General features: G+C 62.9%; 16 protein-coding genes. 8 read left to right on the plus strand and 8 right to left on the minus strand.

The window, feature by feature from the left end:
* Nucleotides 1-43 precede the first annotated feature (43 nt).
* Nucleotides 44-352 carry a hypothetical protein gene (locus tag AC5RU3_RS12005; protein WP_493965683.1) on the minus strand — a complete coding sequence of 103 codons (309 nt, stop codon included), beginning with the start codon at nucleotides 350-352 and terminating at the stop codon, nucleotides 44-46.
* Nucleotides 353-740: 388 nt separating this feature from the next.
* Nucleotides 741-1,799: an LCP family protein gene (locus tag AC5RU3_RS12010; protein ID WP_493965684.1), complete on the minus strand. Its 1,059-nt coding sequence runs from the start codon at nucleotides 1,797-1,799 to the stop codon at nucleotides 741-743.
* A gap of 170 nt (nucleotides 1,800-1,969) precedes the next feature.
* On the opposite strand from AC5RU3_RS12010, the gene AC5RU3_RS12015 reads away from it, so the two are divergent.
* Nucleotides 1,970-2,143, plus strand: a complete 174-nt coding sequence (locus tag AC5RU3_RS12015) for a hypothetical protein (protein WP_493965685.1) — start codon at nucleotides 1,970-1,972, stop codon at nucleotides 2,141-2,143.
* Nucleotides 2,144-2,408: 265 nt separating this feature from the next.
* Here AC5RU3_RS12015 and AC5RU3_RS12020 read toward each other — a convergent pair whose 3' ends face one another.
* From AC5RU3_RS12020 to AC5RU3_RS12040, 5 genes are all read right to left on the minus strand, one after another.
* A complete protein-coding gene (locus AC5RU3_RS12020) occupies nucleotides 2,409-2,843 on the minus strand; it encodes a hypothetical protein (RefSeq protein WP_493965686.1) in 435 nt (144 codons plus the stop codon).
* Between the two features lie 43 nt (nucleotides 2,844-2,886).
* Complete coding sequence (locus AC5RU3_RS12025) at nucleotides 2,887-4,479, minus strand: gluconokinase (protein ID WP_493965687.1); 1,593 nt, start codon at nucleotides 4,477-4,479, stop codon at nucleotides 2,887-2,889.
* On the minus strand, nucleotides 4,461-5,480 hold the full coding sequence (locus AC5RU3_RS12030) for a zinc-binding dehydrogenase (RefSeq protein WP_493965688.1): 1,020 nt from the start codon (nucleotides 5,478-5,480) through the stop codon (nucleotides 4,461-4,463). The genes AC5RU3_RS12025 and AC5RU3_RS12030 overlap by 19 nt, the downstream gene beginning before the upstream one ends.
* Nucleotides 5,481-5,545: 65 nt before the next feature.
* Nucleotides 5,546-6,316, minus strand: coding sequence for a glucose 1-dehydrogenase (locus AC5RU3_RS12035; protein WP_493965689.1), 771 nt, complete (start codon nucleotides 6,314-6,316; stop codon nucleotides 5,546-5,548).
* A complete protein-coding gene (locus AC5RU3_RS12040; protein ID WP_493965690.1) occupies nucleotides 6,313-7,698 on the minus strand; it encodes a GntP family permease in 1,386 nt (461 codons plus the stop codon). The genes AC5RU3_RS12035 and AC5RU3_RS12040 overlap by 4 nt, the downstream gene beginning before the upstream one ends.
* A gap of 92 nt (nucleotides 7,699-7,790) precedes the next feature.
* On the opposite strand from AC5RU3_RS12040, the gene AC5RU3_RS12045 reads away from it, so the two are divergent.
* Nucleotides 7,791-8,549, plus strand: coding sequence for a FadR/GntR family transcriptional regulator (locus tag AC5RU3_RS12045; protein ID WP_493965691.1), 759 nt, complete (start codon nucleotides 7,791-7,793; stop codon nucleotides 8,547-8,549).
* Between the two features lie 9 nt (nucleotides 8,550-8,558).
* Here the strand turns inward: AC5RU3_RS12045 and AC5RU3_RS12050 are convergent, their stop codons facing one another.
* Nucleotides 8,559-8,696, minus strand: coding sequence for a hypothetical protein (locus AC5RU3_RS12050; protein ID WP_493965692.1), 138 nt, complete (start codon nucleotides 8,694-8,696; stop codon nucleotides 8,559-8,561).
* Between the two features lie 56 nt (nucleotides 8,697-8,752).
* Here AC5RU3_RS12050 and AC5RU3_RS12055 point away from each other — a divergent pair, with 56 nt between their 5' ends.
* From AC5RU3_RS12055 to AC5RU3_RS12080, 6 genes are all read left to right on the plus strand, one after another.
* Nucleotides 8,753-9,091, plus strand: a complete 339-nt coding sequence (locus AC5RU3_RS12055) for a hypothetical protein (protein WP_493965693.1) — start codon at nucleotides 8,753-8,755, stop codon at nucleotides 9,089-9,091.
* 423 nt (nucleotides 9,092-9,514) lie between these two features.
* The gene (locus tag AC5RU3_RS12060) at nucleotides 9,515-13,696 is read left to right on the plus strand and encodes an Ig-like domain-containing protein (protein WP_493965694.1); all 4,182 of its coding nucleotides are present in this window, start codon (nucleotides 9,515-9,517) and stop codon (nucleotides 13,694-13,696) included.
* Nucleotides 13,697-14,027: 331 nt separating this feature from the next.
* On the plus strand, nucleotides 14,028-14,696 hold the full coding sequence (locus AC5RU3_RS12065; protein WP_309072639.1) for an acyl-CoA dehydrogenase: 669 nt from the start codon (nucleotides 14,028-14,030) through the stop codon (nucleotides 14,694-14,696).
* A gap of 3 nt (nucleotides 14,697-14,699) precedes the next feature.
* On the plus strand, nucleotides 14,700-15,263 hold the full coding sequence (locus AC5RU3_RS12070) for a signal peptidase I (protein WP_493965695.1): 564 nt from the start codon (nucleotides 14,700-14,702) through the stop codon (nucleotides 15,261-15,263).
* 14 nt (nucleotides 15,264-15,277) lie between these two features.
* Complete coding sequence (locus tag AC5RU3_RS12075; RefSeq protein WP_493965696.1) at nucleotides 15,278-15,964, plus strand: hypothetical protein; 687 nt, start codon at nucleotides 15,278-15,280, stop codon at nucleotides 15,962-15,964.
* Nucleotides 15,961-17,766, plus strand: coding sequence for a choice-of-anchor G family protein (locus AC5RU3_RS12080; RefSeq protein WP_493965697.1), 1,806 nt, complete (start codon nucleotides 15,961-15,963; stop codon nucleotides 17,764-17,766). Before AC5RU3_RS12075 ends, AC5RU3_RS12080 begins: the two co-directional genes overlap by 4 nt.
* Nucleotides 17,767-17,856: the final 90 nt, after the last annotated feature.

Genomic DNA, 17,856 nt, shown 5'->3' on the forward strand with positions numbered 1-17,856 from the left:
CGCCGCACCAGAAGAATAGGCTTACTGATCTACTAAAGACCCGTCAGCGTCGGCTACTGCCGCGCAGCTTGGCGTAGTAGAGCACTCCCAAACCTATAAGCATAAGAATGACCAGTGCGCGCGTGATCGGATGTGCTCCAACCGAAACTTCGTCCCGGTCAGCCGTCGCTTCTGAGTCAACTGCAGTGGGGCTGGGCGTTGCAGTGGTGGCTGACGGGGAAGGCGATGGGGACGGTGTGGCGCTGTGTGTCGTCGCAGTCGGCGACGGCTCGGGTTCCTCCGTGGAAGGCTCATCTGTGGGCTCGTCGGTCTCGGGTTCAATCTCGACGACGGCCCCAGTCTCAAAGTCCAAACGAAAATCTGTATAGAAGTATGTTGCAGGGTCGATTAGGTTTCCCGTTCCGGGTTCTATGAGAAACCCGGTCTGGGGTTCGACCAGGTATCCGGTCACCGGGTCAATTGCGAACCCTGTCTCAGGGTCGACTGCACGACCCGGCTGCTGGACGGGTTGCTGCTGCGCTGGTGCCGGCGCGGGAGGTTCGGCGGGCGCCGGCGCCGGGTCCGGGGCGGGTTCCTGCGAAGGGGCTGGGTCTGAGGTCGGAGCGGGAACCGGCTGCTGTGACGGCAGTGTCACCACCGGGAGTATCAAACGCGGCCCGTCCTCCTGTGCCAAGGCCGGCGCAGGCATTGACACCATAAGCAGGCAGATAACCGCCGCGAAGATAATTCTCATCGCGACCTCAGGACCCGGCTGCCGCGGGGTCTGCAGACTCGAGATACTCCCCCAACGAACCCTCGTCCAGGGCACCGGCTATCTCTGCAATCGCCGCATCATCCTTGATGACGATTGATTGACCGTCGGCGGAGCTGCCGGTGCCGAGATTTGGGAGTGTGAAGAATTCGACATCGTTGGTCCGGATACTTTGCATGCCGAGAGCCAGCGATGCGACGGTCCCAGCGTCGAATTCCTCATCAACGCTCAGGTAGGGCGAGATCTCGTCCACTATGCGGCTGATTTTGGCCGGGTCTGTGAGCGTTTCCCGGCTGAGGAACTCCGACATAACAGCCTTGATGTAGAGCTGCTGATTGCGTACGCGTTGATAGTCACCGTCGCTGAAGGCGTACCGCTCACGAACGAACTTCAACGCAGATTCGCCGTCCAGGTTGATGTTGCCCTGCTCGAAGAACTCGCCTTCGCTGCCACGGGACTGAAAAGCAACCGGGTTGTTGACGGTTACGCCTCCCAAGGCATCGGTGAGACCTTGGAAACCCTCAAAATCCACCATCACGACGTGATCGATCGGTGCATCGAACATTGTCTCGACAGTTTGGACGACCAACGGCACCCCGCCAAGAGACATCGCCGCGTTGATCTTGTGCTCGCCGTGGCCGGGAATCGCAGTCCAGGTATCCCTCATGATCGACATGACGTAGATGTTCGCTCTGTCCTGCGGAATATGCATGAACATCATCGTGTCGGAGCGCCCGCCATCCGCGCCTACGGGCGCCGCGTCGGCGCCCGTATCAGCGGCTCGTTCGTCGCTTCCCATCAGCAGGATGTTCATTGCCCCTTCAGCGGCAGCGGCCCGGGTCGGCCGCGTCGCTTCCTCAGGAAACGCCGTCTCGATGGTGGTCGTCTTGGAGTTGAACGAGTTCGCAAGGCTAAGTGTGTACACCGCGACGATTCCCGCCGCGATCACTACGAACGCGAGCAGGACCAGAAGAACGTTTCGGACAGGGTGCTTCCTCTTAACCGGACGAGGCGAGGCGTCGTCGTCGTAATAGTTCTGCGTACTCAAGCGAATGGCTCCCCTGTTCCCAAAGACTGACCCCTAATGGTATCGGTAATGGTCGGTGCATCCCGGCGGTGGGGTACAAGCGGTAGGAAACAGCGGGATAGAGTCGGCGGATGAGGATTCAACCGCGCCGAGCGAGAATCGCTCTTATCTCCGGTTTAGGAGCGATCATCTTGGCGATTCGCCTTCACGGATTCCACATCGACCGGCCCGGGGCCGCCGGCGTCGTCGCAATCATCGGCATGGTGGCCCTGCTGATTGGTGGCGCCATAGCCCTATATATCGGGTTCACGTCTCTGGACTGGAACAAGCTACGCAGCAAGTTCAGGAAACGGCGCCGGCCCTAGCAACCACCCACGAGGGTGTCAGTAAGTGAACTCGTCCGGGCCTTCGAGTATCACGATGTTGTTCCGCACTCTCTGAAGGAACCGTTTGATGGCCGTAACAGTTCTTTTCATGAGCCTCATGCTTCTCACCAGCCCTTCAGCAGCAACAGTGCGCACCTTCAGAGATTGCCCGAGACTCCTTGCGAAAAGCCTGCAGCGCTAAGTGCGAACTACTCTCTCGGCACGTCGGCCGCCGCGGCTGAATGGCTAGAAGCCGAGAGCCTGCCTATTCGGCCGGAACCGCGTTGACGGACGAGCCCTCGAACTCATGCACCGACACGCCGCTGAAGCTTGACGGGATCTCCTCGCCCGTGAACACCAGGTTCTCCTCGCTCAAGGGAGGCACGTCGCCCCCTGGGTTCGTGTAGAGGATTTCCTGGCCGTCCGTCCCCTGGATGGTCACACCGGTCAAGCTCACGGGGTCCGTGCCGGCGGTGTTGTCGACCGAGACGGCGATACTCGTGGCACCGCCTGTCGACGGGATCGAGACCACGCCCTCAGCACCGGACTGGGTAACAAACGCATAATCGCCTGGACCCATCGCTTCAGGGTTCGGTGCGGACGCCTGCTCCGAGGTCGTGGCGGGAGCTCGGTCCGGCGTCGTCGTTGTACAGCCAGTCACAGCGATCACAAGGACGAGCGGAATCAAAAGGCGCTTCATGAATCCCCCAAGGTGAGATCAGTTCACCCGATTCTATCCAGCGCTACTCCGGTCCAGCCGAATCTTCGGCGAGGTCGATCGGCAGCGACGGGGCAAGCCGACGCAGGGACGTGAAAGTCGGGACCAGCGCGTTATACAGCTCGGAGAAGACCGGCAGCAGGGAGGCATACACAGCGGCAGAAGCAGGGTGCGGCCGCACGGTTTCCTCGATCTGGACCATGTCCTCAACCACGTCGATCGACTCGATTAGCCCCAGAGCCTCCATACCCAGCAGCGCAGCACCGAAGCCCGACCCTTCCTGGCCGCTCGCGAACTCAACGGGCATCCCGAACGTATCCGCCAGCAGCTGCCGCCACAGCGGGCTCCGCATCACACCACCGGTCGCCCGGATGCGGTTCACCTCCAGCCCGGCCGACCGCATCGAATGCAGCACCAGCGCCAGCTGGAGGCACACCCCTTCAATTGCCGCCCGCACCAGGTGCTCCCGGCGATGTGCACGGGTGAGACCAACATAGGCCCCCCGCGGGAGCGAGCTCCAATGAGGGGCCCGCTCACTCAGCAGGTACGGGAGCATCAGGAGCCCGCCGGACCCGGGCGCAACCTTCGCCGCGAGCGCGAGCAATTCCTCCTCCGGCGGGTCGGCCAGGTCAGGCGCGAGAGAATCAGCAGCCCACCCCATCACCACTCCCCCATTGTTGATCGCGCCGCCGACCACCCAACGGGTAGCCGTGAGCGCGTAACAGAACACACCGCCGAGCGGGTCGACGGCCGGGCGCTCCACAGCAACCCGCATTGCCCCGCTCGTTCCGATGGAGCACGCCGCCGTACCCGGATGAACCGCGCCCACGCCGAGATTAGCGAGGGGACCGTCCGCGGCGCCGACCACCACCGGTGTCGCCGCCGGCAAGCCCATGCAGGCAGCGGCGTCGTCAGTCAGGGCCGGCAGCACGGTGGTTGTCGGCACCACCTCCGGCAACTGCTCTGGCTGCACACCGGCGATGGCGAGGGCCTCTTCATCCCAGGCAAGGGTGTTCATGTTCAGCAGCCCGGTTGCCGAGGCCACGGAATAGTCGACGACCAGGGCACCGCATAGCTTTGAGAGGACGAACTCCTTGATGCCGACCCAGAAGCCGATGCTCTCGCACAGCTTTGGCTCCTGCTCCCGGAACCAGACCAGCTTCGGCAACGGCGACATGGGATGCAACGGCGTGCCCGTGCGCCGGTGCAGCGCGAGGCCACCGGCCGAGGCACGCAGGCGCTCCGCCTGAACCTGTGCGCGGGTGTCCGCCCAGGTGACTACGCCGGTCAGCGGCTTTCCGGTCGGGGAAAGACCGATCAGGCTGTGCATCGCCGAACTGAACGACAGCCCCGCAACCCGGTTCGCGCCCACCTCGGCCACAACTTCACGGACGCATTCGAGCACCGCAGCAAGGATGAGCTGGGGGTCCTGCACGGCGTGTCCCGGATGCGGTTCATCCAGCGGATAGCCTGCGGAGTGCGACGCTTCAAGCGTGCCGTCGGTCCGGAAGGCAACCACCTTGGTACTGGTTGTGCCGAGGTCGACCCCGAGGACAACCTTCCCGGTCTCCCCTGTCACCTGGTGCTCGCTCAGCGTGCTCATCGTTCGTCTTGCCACAGCGAGACGATGACCTTGCCGGACTTCTCGGAATCCTTGGCCATCGCGAAAGCTTCAAGCGCCCTGTCCGCCGGAAGTTCATGCGTGATGACGTCCTCGATGGCAGGGTTCTCCTCAAGCAGTTCGATGGCCCGGTCGATCTCGTCATTGAATCGGAAGGCCCCTCGGAGCTGAATCTCCTTGGACACCAGCGGTGCGAGGTTGATCGCCCGCGGTTCGTTGGGCACCATTCCTACCTGAACGACGACGCCGGCCCGCCGCGCGGCCACCAGCGCAGCACTGACGGCGGCGGGAACGCCGGAACACTCCAGGACGACGTCGAACGCCATGGCCGGGATGTCTTCGGCCCCTACCTGGATGGTGCCGTGGGCACCGAGGCGCCGCGCTCGTTCGAGCGGTCCCGGCAGCACATCGCTCGCAACGACCTCAGCGGCACCCTCAGCCAGGCACGCGGCGGCGGCGAGCAGACCGATCGGCCCTGAGCCGGACACGAGCACGCGTTTGCCCCGCATTCCGCCGGCGACGGTGATCCCGTGCAACCCCACGGCCAGTGGTTCCGCCAGGGATGCCCGCCGCAGCGATAGGCCCTCCGGAAGCACCCGGACCATGTCCTTGCCCACGATCAGGAACTCGCTCATACCACCCTGGGTGTGGGGCTGGGTCGACGCACTGCCCAGGTACGCGCCGCCGGGCCACAGGTGGCGCCGGTCCTCGATCCCGGGTTCGGGGTTCCCGAAGGTAGCCGGATGGACTGTCACAGGGGTGCCCTGGGCCAACTCCCCGGAGGGGTCCAGATCCACGGTGCCTGACACTTCGTGGCCCGGGACGAGGGGTTCGCGCACCACGTACTCGCCGTTGGCGCCTTCGTTGTAGTAGTGCAGGTCAGATCCACAGATGCCCCCGAAGGCCATCCGGAGCCGGACCTGCCCCGGTCCGGGCTCGGGCGTGGGAAGTTCCGTCTCGACGAGGTCGAGCTTCCCATTGATGACGAGGGCTTTCATGGTGGTGGCTCTCCTTCGATTTCCACTGTTTCAGCTGACGACGACGGTGGCCGCCAAGCGCGGCGTCAGACGACGGACGTCATCCCACCGTCAACAAAGATGTTTTGTCCCGACACGAAGGTTGATGCATCGGACGACAGGTAGATGAGCGTTCCAACGAGTTCCTCAAACTTCCCCCACCGCTGGGCGGGGGTGCGGTTGATCACCCAGGAGTTGAAGGCCTCATCTTCAACCAGGGCACGGTTCATCTCGGTGGCGAAGTAGCCCGGGGAAATGGCGTTGACCTGGATGTTGTAACGCGCGAGGTCCGCCGCCATGCCCTTGGTGAGCATGGCGACGGCGCCCTTGGTGGCTGAGTAGGGCGCAATGGTCTGCCGTGCGAGCATCGACTGGACCGAACCGATGTTGATGACCTTGCCCGAACCGCGCTCGGCCATACGCCGCGTTATCTGCTGGGAAACGTAGAAGACGCTGGACACGTTCGTGGTGACGATGGCGTCCCAGTCGGCCGGATCGAAGTCGTTGAACGGTGCGCGGCGCTGGATGCCCGCGTTGTTGACCAGGATGTCCGGCACTCCATGCTCGGCAACGAGCGCCTCGATGCCCTGTGCGGCGGCACCGGCGTCGGTGACGTCGAACGTGGTGGTCGCCGGCGTCGTACCGGTTGCTTCTCCGATGGAGTCTGCGGCACGCTGCACGGCTTCAGGGTCACGTCCGTGCACCACAACCCGCGCGCCTGCCTGCGCCAGGCCTGAGGCGAGGGCATAGCCCAAGCCACGGGAGGAGCCGGTGACCAGCGCAAGCCGGCCGGTGATGTCGAAGGTATTCGCCGTCATCGGCCGATCCAGAAGACAACGAGGGTCAGCAGGAAACCGGCGACGGACTGGAGTGACTGCTGAACGGTCCAAGTCTTCAGCGTGGTCTTCACATCCATGCCCATGAGTCGGCCGACCAACCAGAAGCCCGAGTCGTTGACGTGGCTGGCGAAGACCGAACCTGCAGCACTGGCGAGCACGACGGCAGCAATCTGGAGAGGGCTGAACCCGCCGGCCAGGACAGCCGGTGCCATGAGGCCCGCCGTCGTTACCAGCGCCACTGTTGCCGAACCCTGCGCAACGCGGAGGATCACCGCGACGACGTAGGCAGCCACGATAACCGGCAGGCCGACTTCTGCGAGCGAATCCGAGAGAGCGTCACCGATGCCGGACGCACGGAGCACGCCACCGAACATTCCGCCTGCACCGGTGATGAGGATGACGGAACACACCGGACCCAGCGCGGAATCCAGCACCTTCTCCAGGGCCGTGCCGTTCTCACCGCGACGGTGACCCAGGACGGCAGTAGCGACAAGCACGGAGATCAGCAGCGCCACCGGTGATGAACCGATAGTGGTCAGGACCTGTACCCAGACCTGTTCATCGGCGTTGACGACGCCGGCAGCGTTCAGGTAGTCGAGACCTGTGTTCATGAAGATGAGCACCAGCGGCAGCAGCAGCATCGCCACCACGGTGGATGCCTTGGGCGGGTTGACGGGCTGGTCGTTGTCGATCGATCCGAACAGAGCGGGGACCGGAATGACGTACTTCGAGGAAACGAACTTGCCCCACAGGTAACCCGTCACGTACCAGACCGGGAAGGCGATCAGCAGGCCGATGAGAAGCACCAAACCGAGGTTCGCTTCGTAAAGCTCGGTGGCTGCCACCGGGCCGGGGTGGGGCGGCACGAAGACGTGCATCACCGAGAAGGCGGTGGCGGCCGGGATACCGTACAGCAGGACGTTGTTGCCGCCCATCCGCCGGGCCACGGCGAAGATGATGGGCAGCATGACGATCAGGCCGGCGTCGAAGAAGATGGGGAAGCCCATGATGAGCGAGGCGAGGCCGAGGGCGAAGGGGGCGCGCTTCTCACCGAAGGCGCCGACCAGCTTGTCTGCGAGGACCCTGGCGCCGCCGCTGTGTTCGACCATCTTGCCGAGCATCGCTCCAAGACCGATGAGCAATGCGACAGATCCGAGCGTTCCGCCGAAGCTCGATACGAGCACGTTGACGATTTCGCCGGTAGGAATTCCAGTGGCGAACGCTGTCACGAGGGAGACTAGGACCAGTGTGAGGAACGCGTGTACCTTGAACCTGATGACCAATATGAGGATGAGGGCGATCGCGCCCGCGGCAATCCCCAGTAGAGGCCCCGCCCCCAGCGTCTGGGTGAAATTCTCCATACGATTCTCCATTGATTTCCGGGGCCCAGGCAGGGCGAAATGACGATTCGCCTCGTAGTCTGGCACACACTTCAATGCAGGAGCAAGAAAAGGTGACATCTTTGCATGGTGCGGCGTCTTCACTGCCCGCGCCGTCCGCGCAGGCCGGGTCGGCGGCACCTGCCCCCGTACTGCATAACTCGGTTCTTGAGCGCGTCGGCATTGAGATTGCTCAGGGGATCAGGCCGACGGGCAGCGTGATCACCCTTGCCCGGCTCGAGGAGGAAACCGGCGTCTCCAGGACAGTTCTCCGCGAGATGATGAGGATCCTCGAGTCGATGGGCATGATCGAGTCCCGCCGGCGCGTCGGCATCACGGTACTTCCCGTCAGCGCCTGGAACGTCCTCGATCCCCGGATCATCCGGTGGCGACTCATGGGATCCGAACGCGTCGCCCAACTCAGCCGCCTGACCGAGATGCGGCTGGCACTCGAACCCACCGCTGCCCGCCTCGCCGCCACCCGCGCAACCCCTGAGGTGGCCAATGAGCTGCTCGAGCTGGCCCGGACACTGCGGACGCTCGGGGAGAAGGGTGAGGGCAATCAGCAGCCCTACCTCGAAGCCGATATCGCCTTCCACGCGCTGCTACTTGCAGCCAGCGGCAACGACATGCTCACCTCACTGCACGGCATTGTGACCGAGGTCCTTGCCGGTCGTACCGATCTCGGCCTCTCACCGGCCAACCCGGCGCCGGTCTCGTTCGACAACCACGAAGGCGTTGCCCGCGCAATCCTCGACAGGGAACCCGAAAAAGCGGAGCAGTTCGCCCGAGCTGTGGTGATGGAGGTCTGGCGGGAAATAGACCAGCTCTGAGCCCTACGATCAGCCGGCCGTGATGGCGACCGTGCGCGTGGCGAGGACCCTTCCCGTGATCCAATGCAGGAAGTCGACCGCGATCGTGTGTTTGTCGGCTGCTCCGGACCCGTCGAGGAATCGGGTCCGCGTCGGAAAGTAATCCACATTCACTATGGGCCACCAATGTTGGTCGCCTGCTTCCCGTCGCGATGTTCGCCTTCATGGCGGAGATCGCCCACACACGGGTCGCCTCGCGGCCGGGCAGGGATAACGCCGCCAAGCAAGAGGAAGTGCTTGGGATCAAAACGGTTCAAGCCGGCGTCATCGCCGGACAAGCCTCCCGCGTGGTTCAGTTCGTGCCACCGCGGATCGATCGAATAAGGCGCAATAGGGGTTTCTGCGGCGATGTCATAGAGGGGCCCTTCCGAGGAATGGCGCCGGGTTCCCGGTTGATCTGCGAACTGGTCTTGGCCATCTGCCGCTCGATGCGCGTCAGGTCCTTCTTCGCCTGGCGGGCTTCCTCCGGGGAGAGCCAGCGGAAGGAACTTAGGGAAATCTGAGCCCTAGTCCCCGCATGACCCGCGCGCTTCGGAGTGACCGATCACTGTGCCAGTTTGAACCGTATCCGACTTGTTATCTTCTGCGTTGAAAAAGCCCTACACAGTGGCATTAGAGTGAAACAGGCCGCGATCCTGGTTTTGGGGGAAAACCGGCTTTCACACACGCGCATTGGGGCCGCGCCATGCCCTGTTTTGGAAGGAAGATCGTTGTCACCCGAGTCTCACCAGTCTCTTAGTCATGCCCGAAAATTCCCGAAAATCGGGGGAGCCACTCTCTCCACAGCAGTACTTGCAGGTTCTCTGATAGGAATTCCTCAGCAGGCCTTCGCCGCGGAGCCGTTCCCAGCGTCGGCGATGTACGCGACGCAAACGAACTCATCAAACATCGTCGTTGTCGACCGGGCGACTGGTGAGACAAGCACCGTGCTCACCGCACCGGGCCGCGTGACAGGGCTCAACCAGATCGGCGTCGCCGGTGATGGAAGCAAGCTGTTCTTCACAACGAGTACGACGGTCTACGAGTACACCGCGGCCACAGAGTCCTGGGAAACAGCTTCCCGTGCTGGCACTGCGGTTGCGAACACCATGGGCGGTGTCGACCCGGTGACCGGTTTGTACTACTTCGGCGGCCAGTCCAACGGGAACGTCTTCACCTTCACCACCTACAACCCCGCTACCAACGTGGTTGGGGCCAGCACGATCGCTGTGACAGCCGACGGTGCCCCCGGCGGCAACGGCGACCTGGCTTTCGATAGCCTGGGAAACCTCTACTTCGTGTCGGGTAGTACATCCTCTGCCCAGCTCTACCGGGTGGATGCGGGCCAGCTCGGTGCTGGCACGGCAAGGGCAACCCGGGTAGGCGCCTCCATCAGCTCCGGCCTGGCGCTCAATTCCATGGCTTTCGCCAACGACGGCTACCTCTACATCGCCGGCAGCGGACAGAACGGCTTCCTTCGGGTCAATCCAATCACCGGGGCCGTCCTCGAACGCCGGACTCTGAGCGTCGCAGTCACCGACCTTGCAACTAATGCTGTGCCCTTCACGGGTTCGGCGTCCGTCACTCTCCCCGGCGGCCGAGTCAATCCCGAAGACCAGTTCACGATCACGATCGGCGGGGGCGGTATCAGCACAGGCAACATCGCAACCACCGTCGGTGAAGACGCTTCCGCCACGGTAGGACCGCTCCTGCTCCTGCCGGGTGAGACCTATACGATTGAGCAGACACCCGAAGGTGCAACCGATCCAAACAACTACAGCACCGTATGGCAGTGCATCGACCCTGCCACCGGCGCGGTTATTGCGTCCGGCAGCGGCACCGTGGGTGAGTTCACTCTTCCGGCCGGAGTGCAGAACGTCGCGTGCAGTTTCACGTCCACCGCTCTGACTCCGGCCCAAGCAGAGAATGATGAATCACTGGATAACGTGAATGGCACCCCCGTTGTCGTGGACGTCGTCGCAAACGATCAGGGTGACCTGGAACGCGACAGCGTCCGGATTATCACCGGCGAGGGTGATCCCGTCACGGAACTCGTTGTTGACGGGGAGGGCACCTGGACGGTGAACACCGAGACCGGCGCAATCACCTTCACCCCAGCGGACGGCTTCACCGGCAACCCGACACCGATCACCTATCAGGTGACTGATTCCCGCGACAACACCGTTGACGCTCTGGTCACCGTCACCTACGCGCCCATTCCCGCGGACGCAGCCGACGACGAGTCCCTGAACAACACGCAGGGCTCGGCAGTGACGCTCGACGTCCTCCAAAACGATCAGGGAGACCTGACCCCGGGCAGCGTCTCCATCGTCAACGGTGACGGCAACCCGGTCACCGAACTCGTCGTTGACGGCCAGGGCGTGTGGACGGTGAACCCCGAAACCGGTGCAATCACCTTCACACCGACCGAAGGCTTCACCGGCAACCCGACACCGATCACCTATCAGGTGACTGATTCCCGCGACACCACCGTCGACGCTCAGGTCACCATCGCTTACTCGCCAGTGGCAGTTGACGATGAGGATCTCGATAACATCCTGGGTTCGGCCGTCACAGTCAACGTAGCCGGCAACGACCAGGGCGATCTCGATCCAAGCACCGTCCGCATCATCGACGGGGAGAACAACCCCGTCACGGAACTGGCCGTTGAAGGTCAGGGCCTTTGGACCGTGAACCCGGCCACCGGGGACATCACCTTCACCCCGGCGGATGGTTACACCGGCAACCCGGCGCCGATCGCCTACTCGGTAACCGATACCCGCGGCAACACCGTAGAAGCAGAAGTGACTGTCGCTTACGTGCCGGTTGCTGCCGATGACGAGGACCTCGACAACGCGCAGGGCGCACCGGTGACGCTCGATGTCCTCGCGAATGATCAGGGCGACCTCGACCCCTCCGCCGTGGCAATCCTGAACGGTGACGGCGATCCCGTCACCGAACTGGTGGTCGACGGCCAGGGCGTCTGGACCGTGAACCCTGAAACCGGTGCCATCACCTTCACCCCGGCCGACGGCTTCAGCGGCAACCCGACACCGATCACTTACGAAGTAGTCGACAGCCGGAACAACATTGTTGAAGCTGACGTAACGGTCACGTACCTGCCCGTCGCTACCGACGACGCGTCCGAGGACAATGCGCAGGGCACACCAGTGACCCTCGATGTCGTCGGCAACGACCTGGGTGCCCTGGACCCCTCGACCGTGTCCATCATCAACGGCGAAGGGAACCCGGTGACCGAGCTCGTCGTCCCCGGCGAAGGTACTTGGACGGTGAACCCCGACACCGGTGCCATCACCTTCACTCAGGCCGACGGCTTCACCGGCAACCCCGCCCCGATCACCTACTCGGTGACCGATACTCGCGGCAACACCGTAGAAGCGGACGTCACCGTCGCCTACCTTCCGGTAGCTGCCGATGACGAGGACCTCGACAACGCCCAGGGCACACCGGTGGCGGTCAATGTCGTCGCCAATGACCAAGGCGCGCTCGACCCGGCCAGCGTCCGCATCCTCGACGGTGAAGGCAACCCCGTCACTGAGCTCGTGGTTGATGGCCAAGGCACCTGGACGGTGAACCCCGACACCGGCGCCATCACCTTCACTCAGGCCGACGGCTTCACCGGCAACCCCGCCCCGATCACCTACTCGGTGACCGATACCCGCGGCAACACCGTAGAGGCGGACGTCACCGTCGCCTACCTTCCGGTAGCTGCCGATGACGAGGACCTCGACAACGCGCAGGGCACACCGGTGACGGTCAATGTCGTCGCTAATGACCAGGGTGACCTGGACCCAACCGGTGTTCGCATCCTCGACGCCGAAGGCAACCCTGTCACCGAGCTCGTGGTTGACGGCCAGGGCACCTGGACGGTCAACACCGGAACCGGCGCCATCACCTTCACGCCGGCGGACGGCTTCAGCGGCAACCCAGCACCGATCGCCTACGAAGTGACCGATACCCGGGACAACACAGTCGAAGCTGACGTAACGGTCACCTACCTGCCCGTTGCAACCGATGATGAGTCCGAGGATAACGAGCAGGGCACACCGGTGACGGTCGACACCGTCGGCAATGATCAGGGCGATCTGGACCCAACCAGCGTGCGCATCATCGACGGCGAAGGAAACCCGGTCACCGAGCTCGTCGTTCCCGGCGAAGGCACCTGGACCGTAAACACCGACACTGGTGCCATCACCTTCACACCGGAAGAAGGCTTCAGCGGCAACCCGACGGAAATCACCTACTTGGTAACCGACAACCGCGGAAAGACCGTGGAGGCTGAGGTCGAAGTCACCTACCTGCCCATCGCCATCGATGACGAGTCCGAGAACCACGAACAGGGCACCCCGGCAATCGTCGACGTCATCAGCAACGACCAAGGCGATTTGGACCCCGGCAGCGTTCGCATCATCGACGGTGAAGGTAACCCCGTCACCGAGCTGGTCGTAGCCGGACAGGGCACCTGGACCGTGAACACCGAAACCGGCGCGATTACCTTCACGCCGGAAGAAGGCTTCACCGGCAACCCGACGCCGATCACTTACTCGGTGACCGATACCCGCGGAAACACCGTCCAGGCCGAGATCACCGTTGCATACACCCCGGTAGCTGCGAACGACGAGTCACTGGACAATAAGCAGGGCACCCCGGTCACCGTCGACGTCATCGGCAACGACCAGGGCGATTTGGACCCCGGCAGCGTTCGCATCATCGACGGTGAAGGAAACCCCGTCACCGAGCTGGTCGTAGCCGGACAGGGCAGCTGGACCGTGAACACCGAAACCGGCGCGATCACCTTCACCCCGGCTAACGGCTTCACCGGTAACCCGACGCCGATCACCTACTCGGTGACCGACACCCGCGGAAACACCGTAGAAGCTCAGGTGACAGTCACCTACGTGCCCGTAGAGGTCGTGGACGACGGCGGCAGCAATCCGGTGACGGACGACGGCGGCAGCAATCCGGTCACGGACGACGCCGACAAGACACCGGCTAAGGGCGGACAGCCGCTGGCGGACACCGGAGCGAAGATTGGTGGCGCCGTAACTCTCGCACTGGCATTGCTGGGCGCAGGTCTGGTGCTCGTTCTCCGTCGGCGCCAAGCATAGCGGAAGGTAGAAAGGAAGGTCCGGCATCTCGATGCCGGACCTTCCCTGCGTCCTGCAACAGTTCGGGACTGGAGGGTCTAAGAGATTGGACCCTCCACGCCTGCGGCGCTCTCCCCATGGTGCCGCCAGCTACCGCTCCCCTTTTCTCAAACGGAATCTTGAAGAAAAGTTGAGAATAATTTGAGCGGTTTGGGCCGAAAACATAGTTGGGAGATGAAATATTCATCAATGGACTTCGCGGTTGGGGAAACCGGGTTTATCTCCCCTGCCGTTATTGGATGTTGCCAGCGTGATAGTCGCTGGCGGATGAACGTACAAATGGGGGAATCAAATGGGCAACCATCATGGCCAGGCAACTCAAAAAAAGGCTATAGCGCTGTCTGCCGCAGGACTCGTCCTGGTGGCAGGGGCCACCGTCACCTCGCTCGCAGCCTGGACCGACACTGAATGGATTTTTGGTGGCGCGGGCGCAGACCCTGGGCTCATCGGCACAAGCAGCTTCAATGTACAGCAGAACGTTACCGCTGACGCTACCTCCTGGACCGATAGGGAAACACGTCCGGGCGGCCGAATCGACTTCAGCGCAGAAGCGTCGTCGCTGGTACCGGGCGAAACGGTGTATGCATTCGTTCGCCTCAGGACGGCAAGCGGTTCGGACGCCGGTGATCTGACGCTGAACGCTGAGGCTCCGCTTGAGGGCTCTTCCCAGTTGCTGTACAGCGCGCTCACGTATCAGGCGGGTCGGGTCAGCGGCCCTCAGGCATGTAACGCTGTGGGTCTCGCTCAGAGTCTTACTGAAGGCAAGCAAATCGTTGCTGCCGGTTCTGCTTTGAACGCGGTAGATGAAGAACGCGAATTTGAACTAAAGGCCGACAGCGGCAACGAAGAAACTCTCTGTTTCGCTCTCACTCTGCCAAACACCGAAGCCAACGCTGCCAATAAACAACTTCAGGGCCAGGCTGCCTCCCCAGTCTGGAACTTCGAGGCCATCTCCAAGTAATTCGTGGCTCCCTTCAGCGTCACTACCAGGCGACAGCCCAGGCACCGGGGCAACAATCGCATCGACCGGTCCGGAATCCTCTATGCCGTGTCCATGGCCATTGCAGCTCTGGTTGTTGCGGTGGCTGTGGTGGGTCCTGTGGCCGGCCTGCACACTGTGCGACTGGTAACTGGATCCATGTCTCCGAGCCTGCCCGCCGGCGCCTTGCTGGTGGTCAAGGACACTCCCGCAGCCGAGGTCGTGCCCGGCGATGTGGTGATGGTCCAGCGCCCGGACCACCGCCCCGTGACACACCGGGTGGTCGCCGTCGCTCCGCCTTCAGTTGAGACCGGCGGCAGAATCGCGCTCACGCTGCGCGGAGACGCCAATGAGACGGACGATCCCCACCCGTATCTGGTCGAGCGCGTTGGTCTGATGATCGTCGGCGTCCCGTGGGGCGGTCAAATGGCCGAGTTCGTCCGGTCTCCAGTGGGCATGGGCGTACTGACCGTGCTGTTCAGCTCATTAGTGCTGTGGGTGCTCTGGCCGGCAGGCAAGAACACCCTAGCCAGACCGATCGAAAGTTAGCTCGAATGTTGGCAATGACTCTACGGGCAGCGGGAGTGCTGCTCCTTTCCTGCCTCATGGGTTCCTTACCTGCCAGCGCAGAGGATGCAACCTCTCAGGAGCATGCGCTGGCTGTCGTCAACACCACGGATGGTCCCCTGAGTCTGGAGGTCTCCCCCTATCCACTCAAATTCAAGGACCTCACGCCGGGCGACTCGGTTGCATGGACTGTCACGCCCAAGCTGCAGGTGGGTTTCTCCGGCCCCCTGAGCCTACAAATAGTTTCGGCCGGACCCCTGGCAGAAAACGACGCCGGTGCTCAGCTCACGCTGCTACGTTGCGGTCAGCCGTGGATACAGGAACAGTGCGCTTCCGGCGCGATTCGCATCGTCGACGCGCCGCTCAACGTCATCGATCCTGAGCGGGTGCATGACCTGGGCTTCCTGTCAGCGGAGCAGGGCGTGTACATCCACGCGAGGTTCACCATGCCGATGAACCTGCCCGACCACCTCCAGGACAGCGCCGCCACTTTCGGGCTGGGCTTCAACGCGCTCGGTGATGCCGAGAACGTCACCAACGCGCCTCCAACCTCATACCCTCCGCGCACACCGCTCGCAGATACCGGGGCCGGTGGCCTCCTCGGACTGGGTGGTCTCGGCCTGCTGCTTGCCGTTACCGGAATCGCCGTCCGTTTCCGAAAGCACAAAGGGGTGGAGTCATGAGGCCACTGCGTGGGCCTGTTGCCGCTTCTGCCGGGCTCGCCCTTATCGGCACCCTCATCATTCCCACTTCTGCCGCAAGCTGGACCGACCGTGAATGGAACCATGCCGCCGTCGGCACGCTCGACTGCGCGACCACCGACAATGCAACAACCCGAGGGGCCGGCAAGCTACTTGGGGGTGAGGTGCTCGGCACAGATCTGGACACGCTCGCAGGGGTGCAGGACGTCGTCGTTGCTCATGACGGAATAGAGTCGAGCGTCGATCCCCAGAACGCAACAGGACTCGGCGATGATGCCTACGCCAACCCGTTGAATGTCGAGGCGCTACAGTCGGCCAACGCCGGGCTCACGGGCGTGCTGGTCCTTCCATTGGGAGCCGAAGCGGGCATGATCAATCAGTTCGGCCAGGCGAAGGAGACCGGCTACTCCGCGGGCGCGGCCGGCACGGTCAGCAACTCCGGCGGCATCGACCTGCACCCCGAAACAGACCCCGAGCTCCCGCGCTTCGCCACACTTGAACTGGGCACGGTCCTGGACCTGGTCTTGGGCGAAGGCACGGGCGCCGCTATCACCAACCTCACGGACGTACGCCTCGGCATCGGAGCGGTGGCCAGCAGGGCACAACTGGACAAGTGCACGGCCGACTGGCAAGGCAACATCTATTCCGCGATGAGCCGGCAGTACGCGATTGCGGGTGTGGAGGCCGAGCTGGAGACTCCCCTCGTCGGAGGTCTCACCTCCACAACGAATGCCGGGCTAAGCGACCTCGAGTCAACGGTGTCAAAGCTGGGCGGCCCTACCGGGGCGATTGACGAAACAACAGATCTCGTCCTCGGCCCCAGCGGGCTGGGACCAGTGCTCGGCGCGCTGTTGCTGGATGAGAAGAACATGGTGGCGGACCTAGGCCTCACCATAAATCTTTCCGCAGTACGATCTCTCCTCACGGAGCCGATTAGCAATGCGCAGGGAACCGTGGTTATCGCTCCGCAGCAAGGCACTGTCATCGTAGATTTGGCTGCGCTGCTAGGCCCGGAATATCAGGATTCGGCCGGCCTGAACGGTTTGGCTCCCAATACTCAGTTGCTGATCAACCACACGGGTTTGGACGCGCTGACGCACGCCCTGAAATCGACACTGGACGAATGGACCGTCCGGGTCTTGACGGCGATCGAACACAGTTTGGACGCTATCGAAGTACAGCTCAGCATTACTTTGCCGCTCAAGCTGATGAACGGGCTGCTGCCCGTCGAAGTAGGCATGCTTAGTATCTCCATTGGAGACTCGACCACCGGGACAGGAGTCAGCCTGGCAGCACTGAGGGCGGGACAGGGCGACATAAAAGTAGATGTGACTGCTTCCGGAGTCTGTTCCGGCACCCTCGTCGGCTCCCTTTGCAGCGTGGTCGATGGTGTTACCAAGAGTCTGGCTGGCTTCGCGTCGAATCAGATTCTGGGTCCGCTCCTTGCCGGGGTTCTAGACCACAATCTTCAGCCGCTGGTCACCGGCCTCAGAACCGACCTGCACGCTCTGGCCGATCCGCTGGTTTCGTTGGTTTCCTCCGCACTAGCGGAACTCTTTGGCGGCGACAGCGTCCTTTCACTGGTGGCCAATGCACAAAACCAGCCAGACCCAGCGGAGATGTCCGGTTCAAATCCTGCCTGGGTAGCGCCAGACCCCTACCCGGAGCTTGAGGGAACAGGACGCTACGACGTCGCCGCCCTCCGGATCAACGTCCCCGGGTCACCCGGATTGGTGACTCTGGACCTAGCGCGCTCCTCGATAGGTCCTAACACCGTGCGATGATCCCCTACTCACCTACCCAGGTGACTGGCGCTCTACTTCCCCGGGATCTCCCCCGCTGCGAGTTCCGGAGCAGCAATCCTACGTCGAACC

Source organism: Arthrobacter sp. MDB1-55 (assembly GCF_059092925.1).

Bases quoted from the DNA above. Each gene is read 5' to 3' on its own strand.
- AC5RU3_RS12020 (WP_493965686.1), bottom strand. From the start codon at position 2,843: ATGAAGCGCCTTTTGATTCCGCTCGTCCTTGTGATCGCTGTGACTGGC.
- AC5RU3_RS12035 (WP_493965689.1), bottom strand. From the start codon at position 6,316: ATGACGGCGAATACCTTCGACATCACCGGCCGGCTTGCGCTGGTCACC.
- AC5RU3_RS12030 (WP_493965688.1), bottom strand. From the start codon at position 5,480: ATGAAAGCCCTCGTCATCAATGGGAAGCTCGACCTCGTCGAGACGGAA.
- AC5RU3_RS12075 (WP_493965696.1), top strand. From the start codon at position 15,278: ATGACTCTACGGGCAGCGGGAGTGCTGCTCCTTTCCTGCCTCATGGGT.
- AC5RU3_RS12080 (WP_493965697.1), top strand. From the start codon at position 15,961: ATGAGGCCACTGCGTGGGCCTGTTGCCGCTTCTGCCGGGCTCGCCCTT.
- AC5RU3_RS12065 (WP_309072639.1), top strand. From the start codon at position 14,028: ATGGGCAACCATCATGGCCAGGCAACTCAAAAAAAGGCTATAGCGCTG.
- AC5RU3_RS12040 (WP_493965690.1), bottom strand. From the start codon at position 7,698: ATGGAGAATTTCACCCAGACGCTGGGGGCGGGGCCTCTACTGGGGATT.
- AC5RU3_RS12055 (WP_493965693.1), top strand. From the start codon at position 8,753: ATGGCGGAGATCGCCCACACACGGGTCGCCTCGCGGCCGGGCAGGGAT.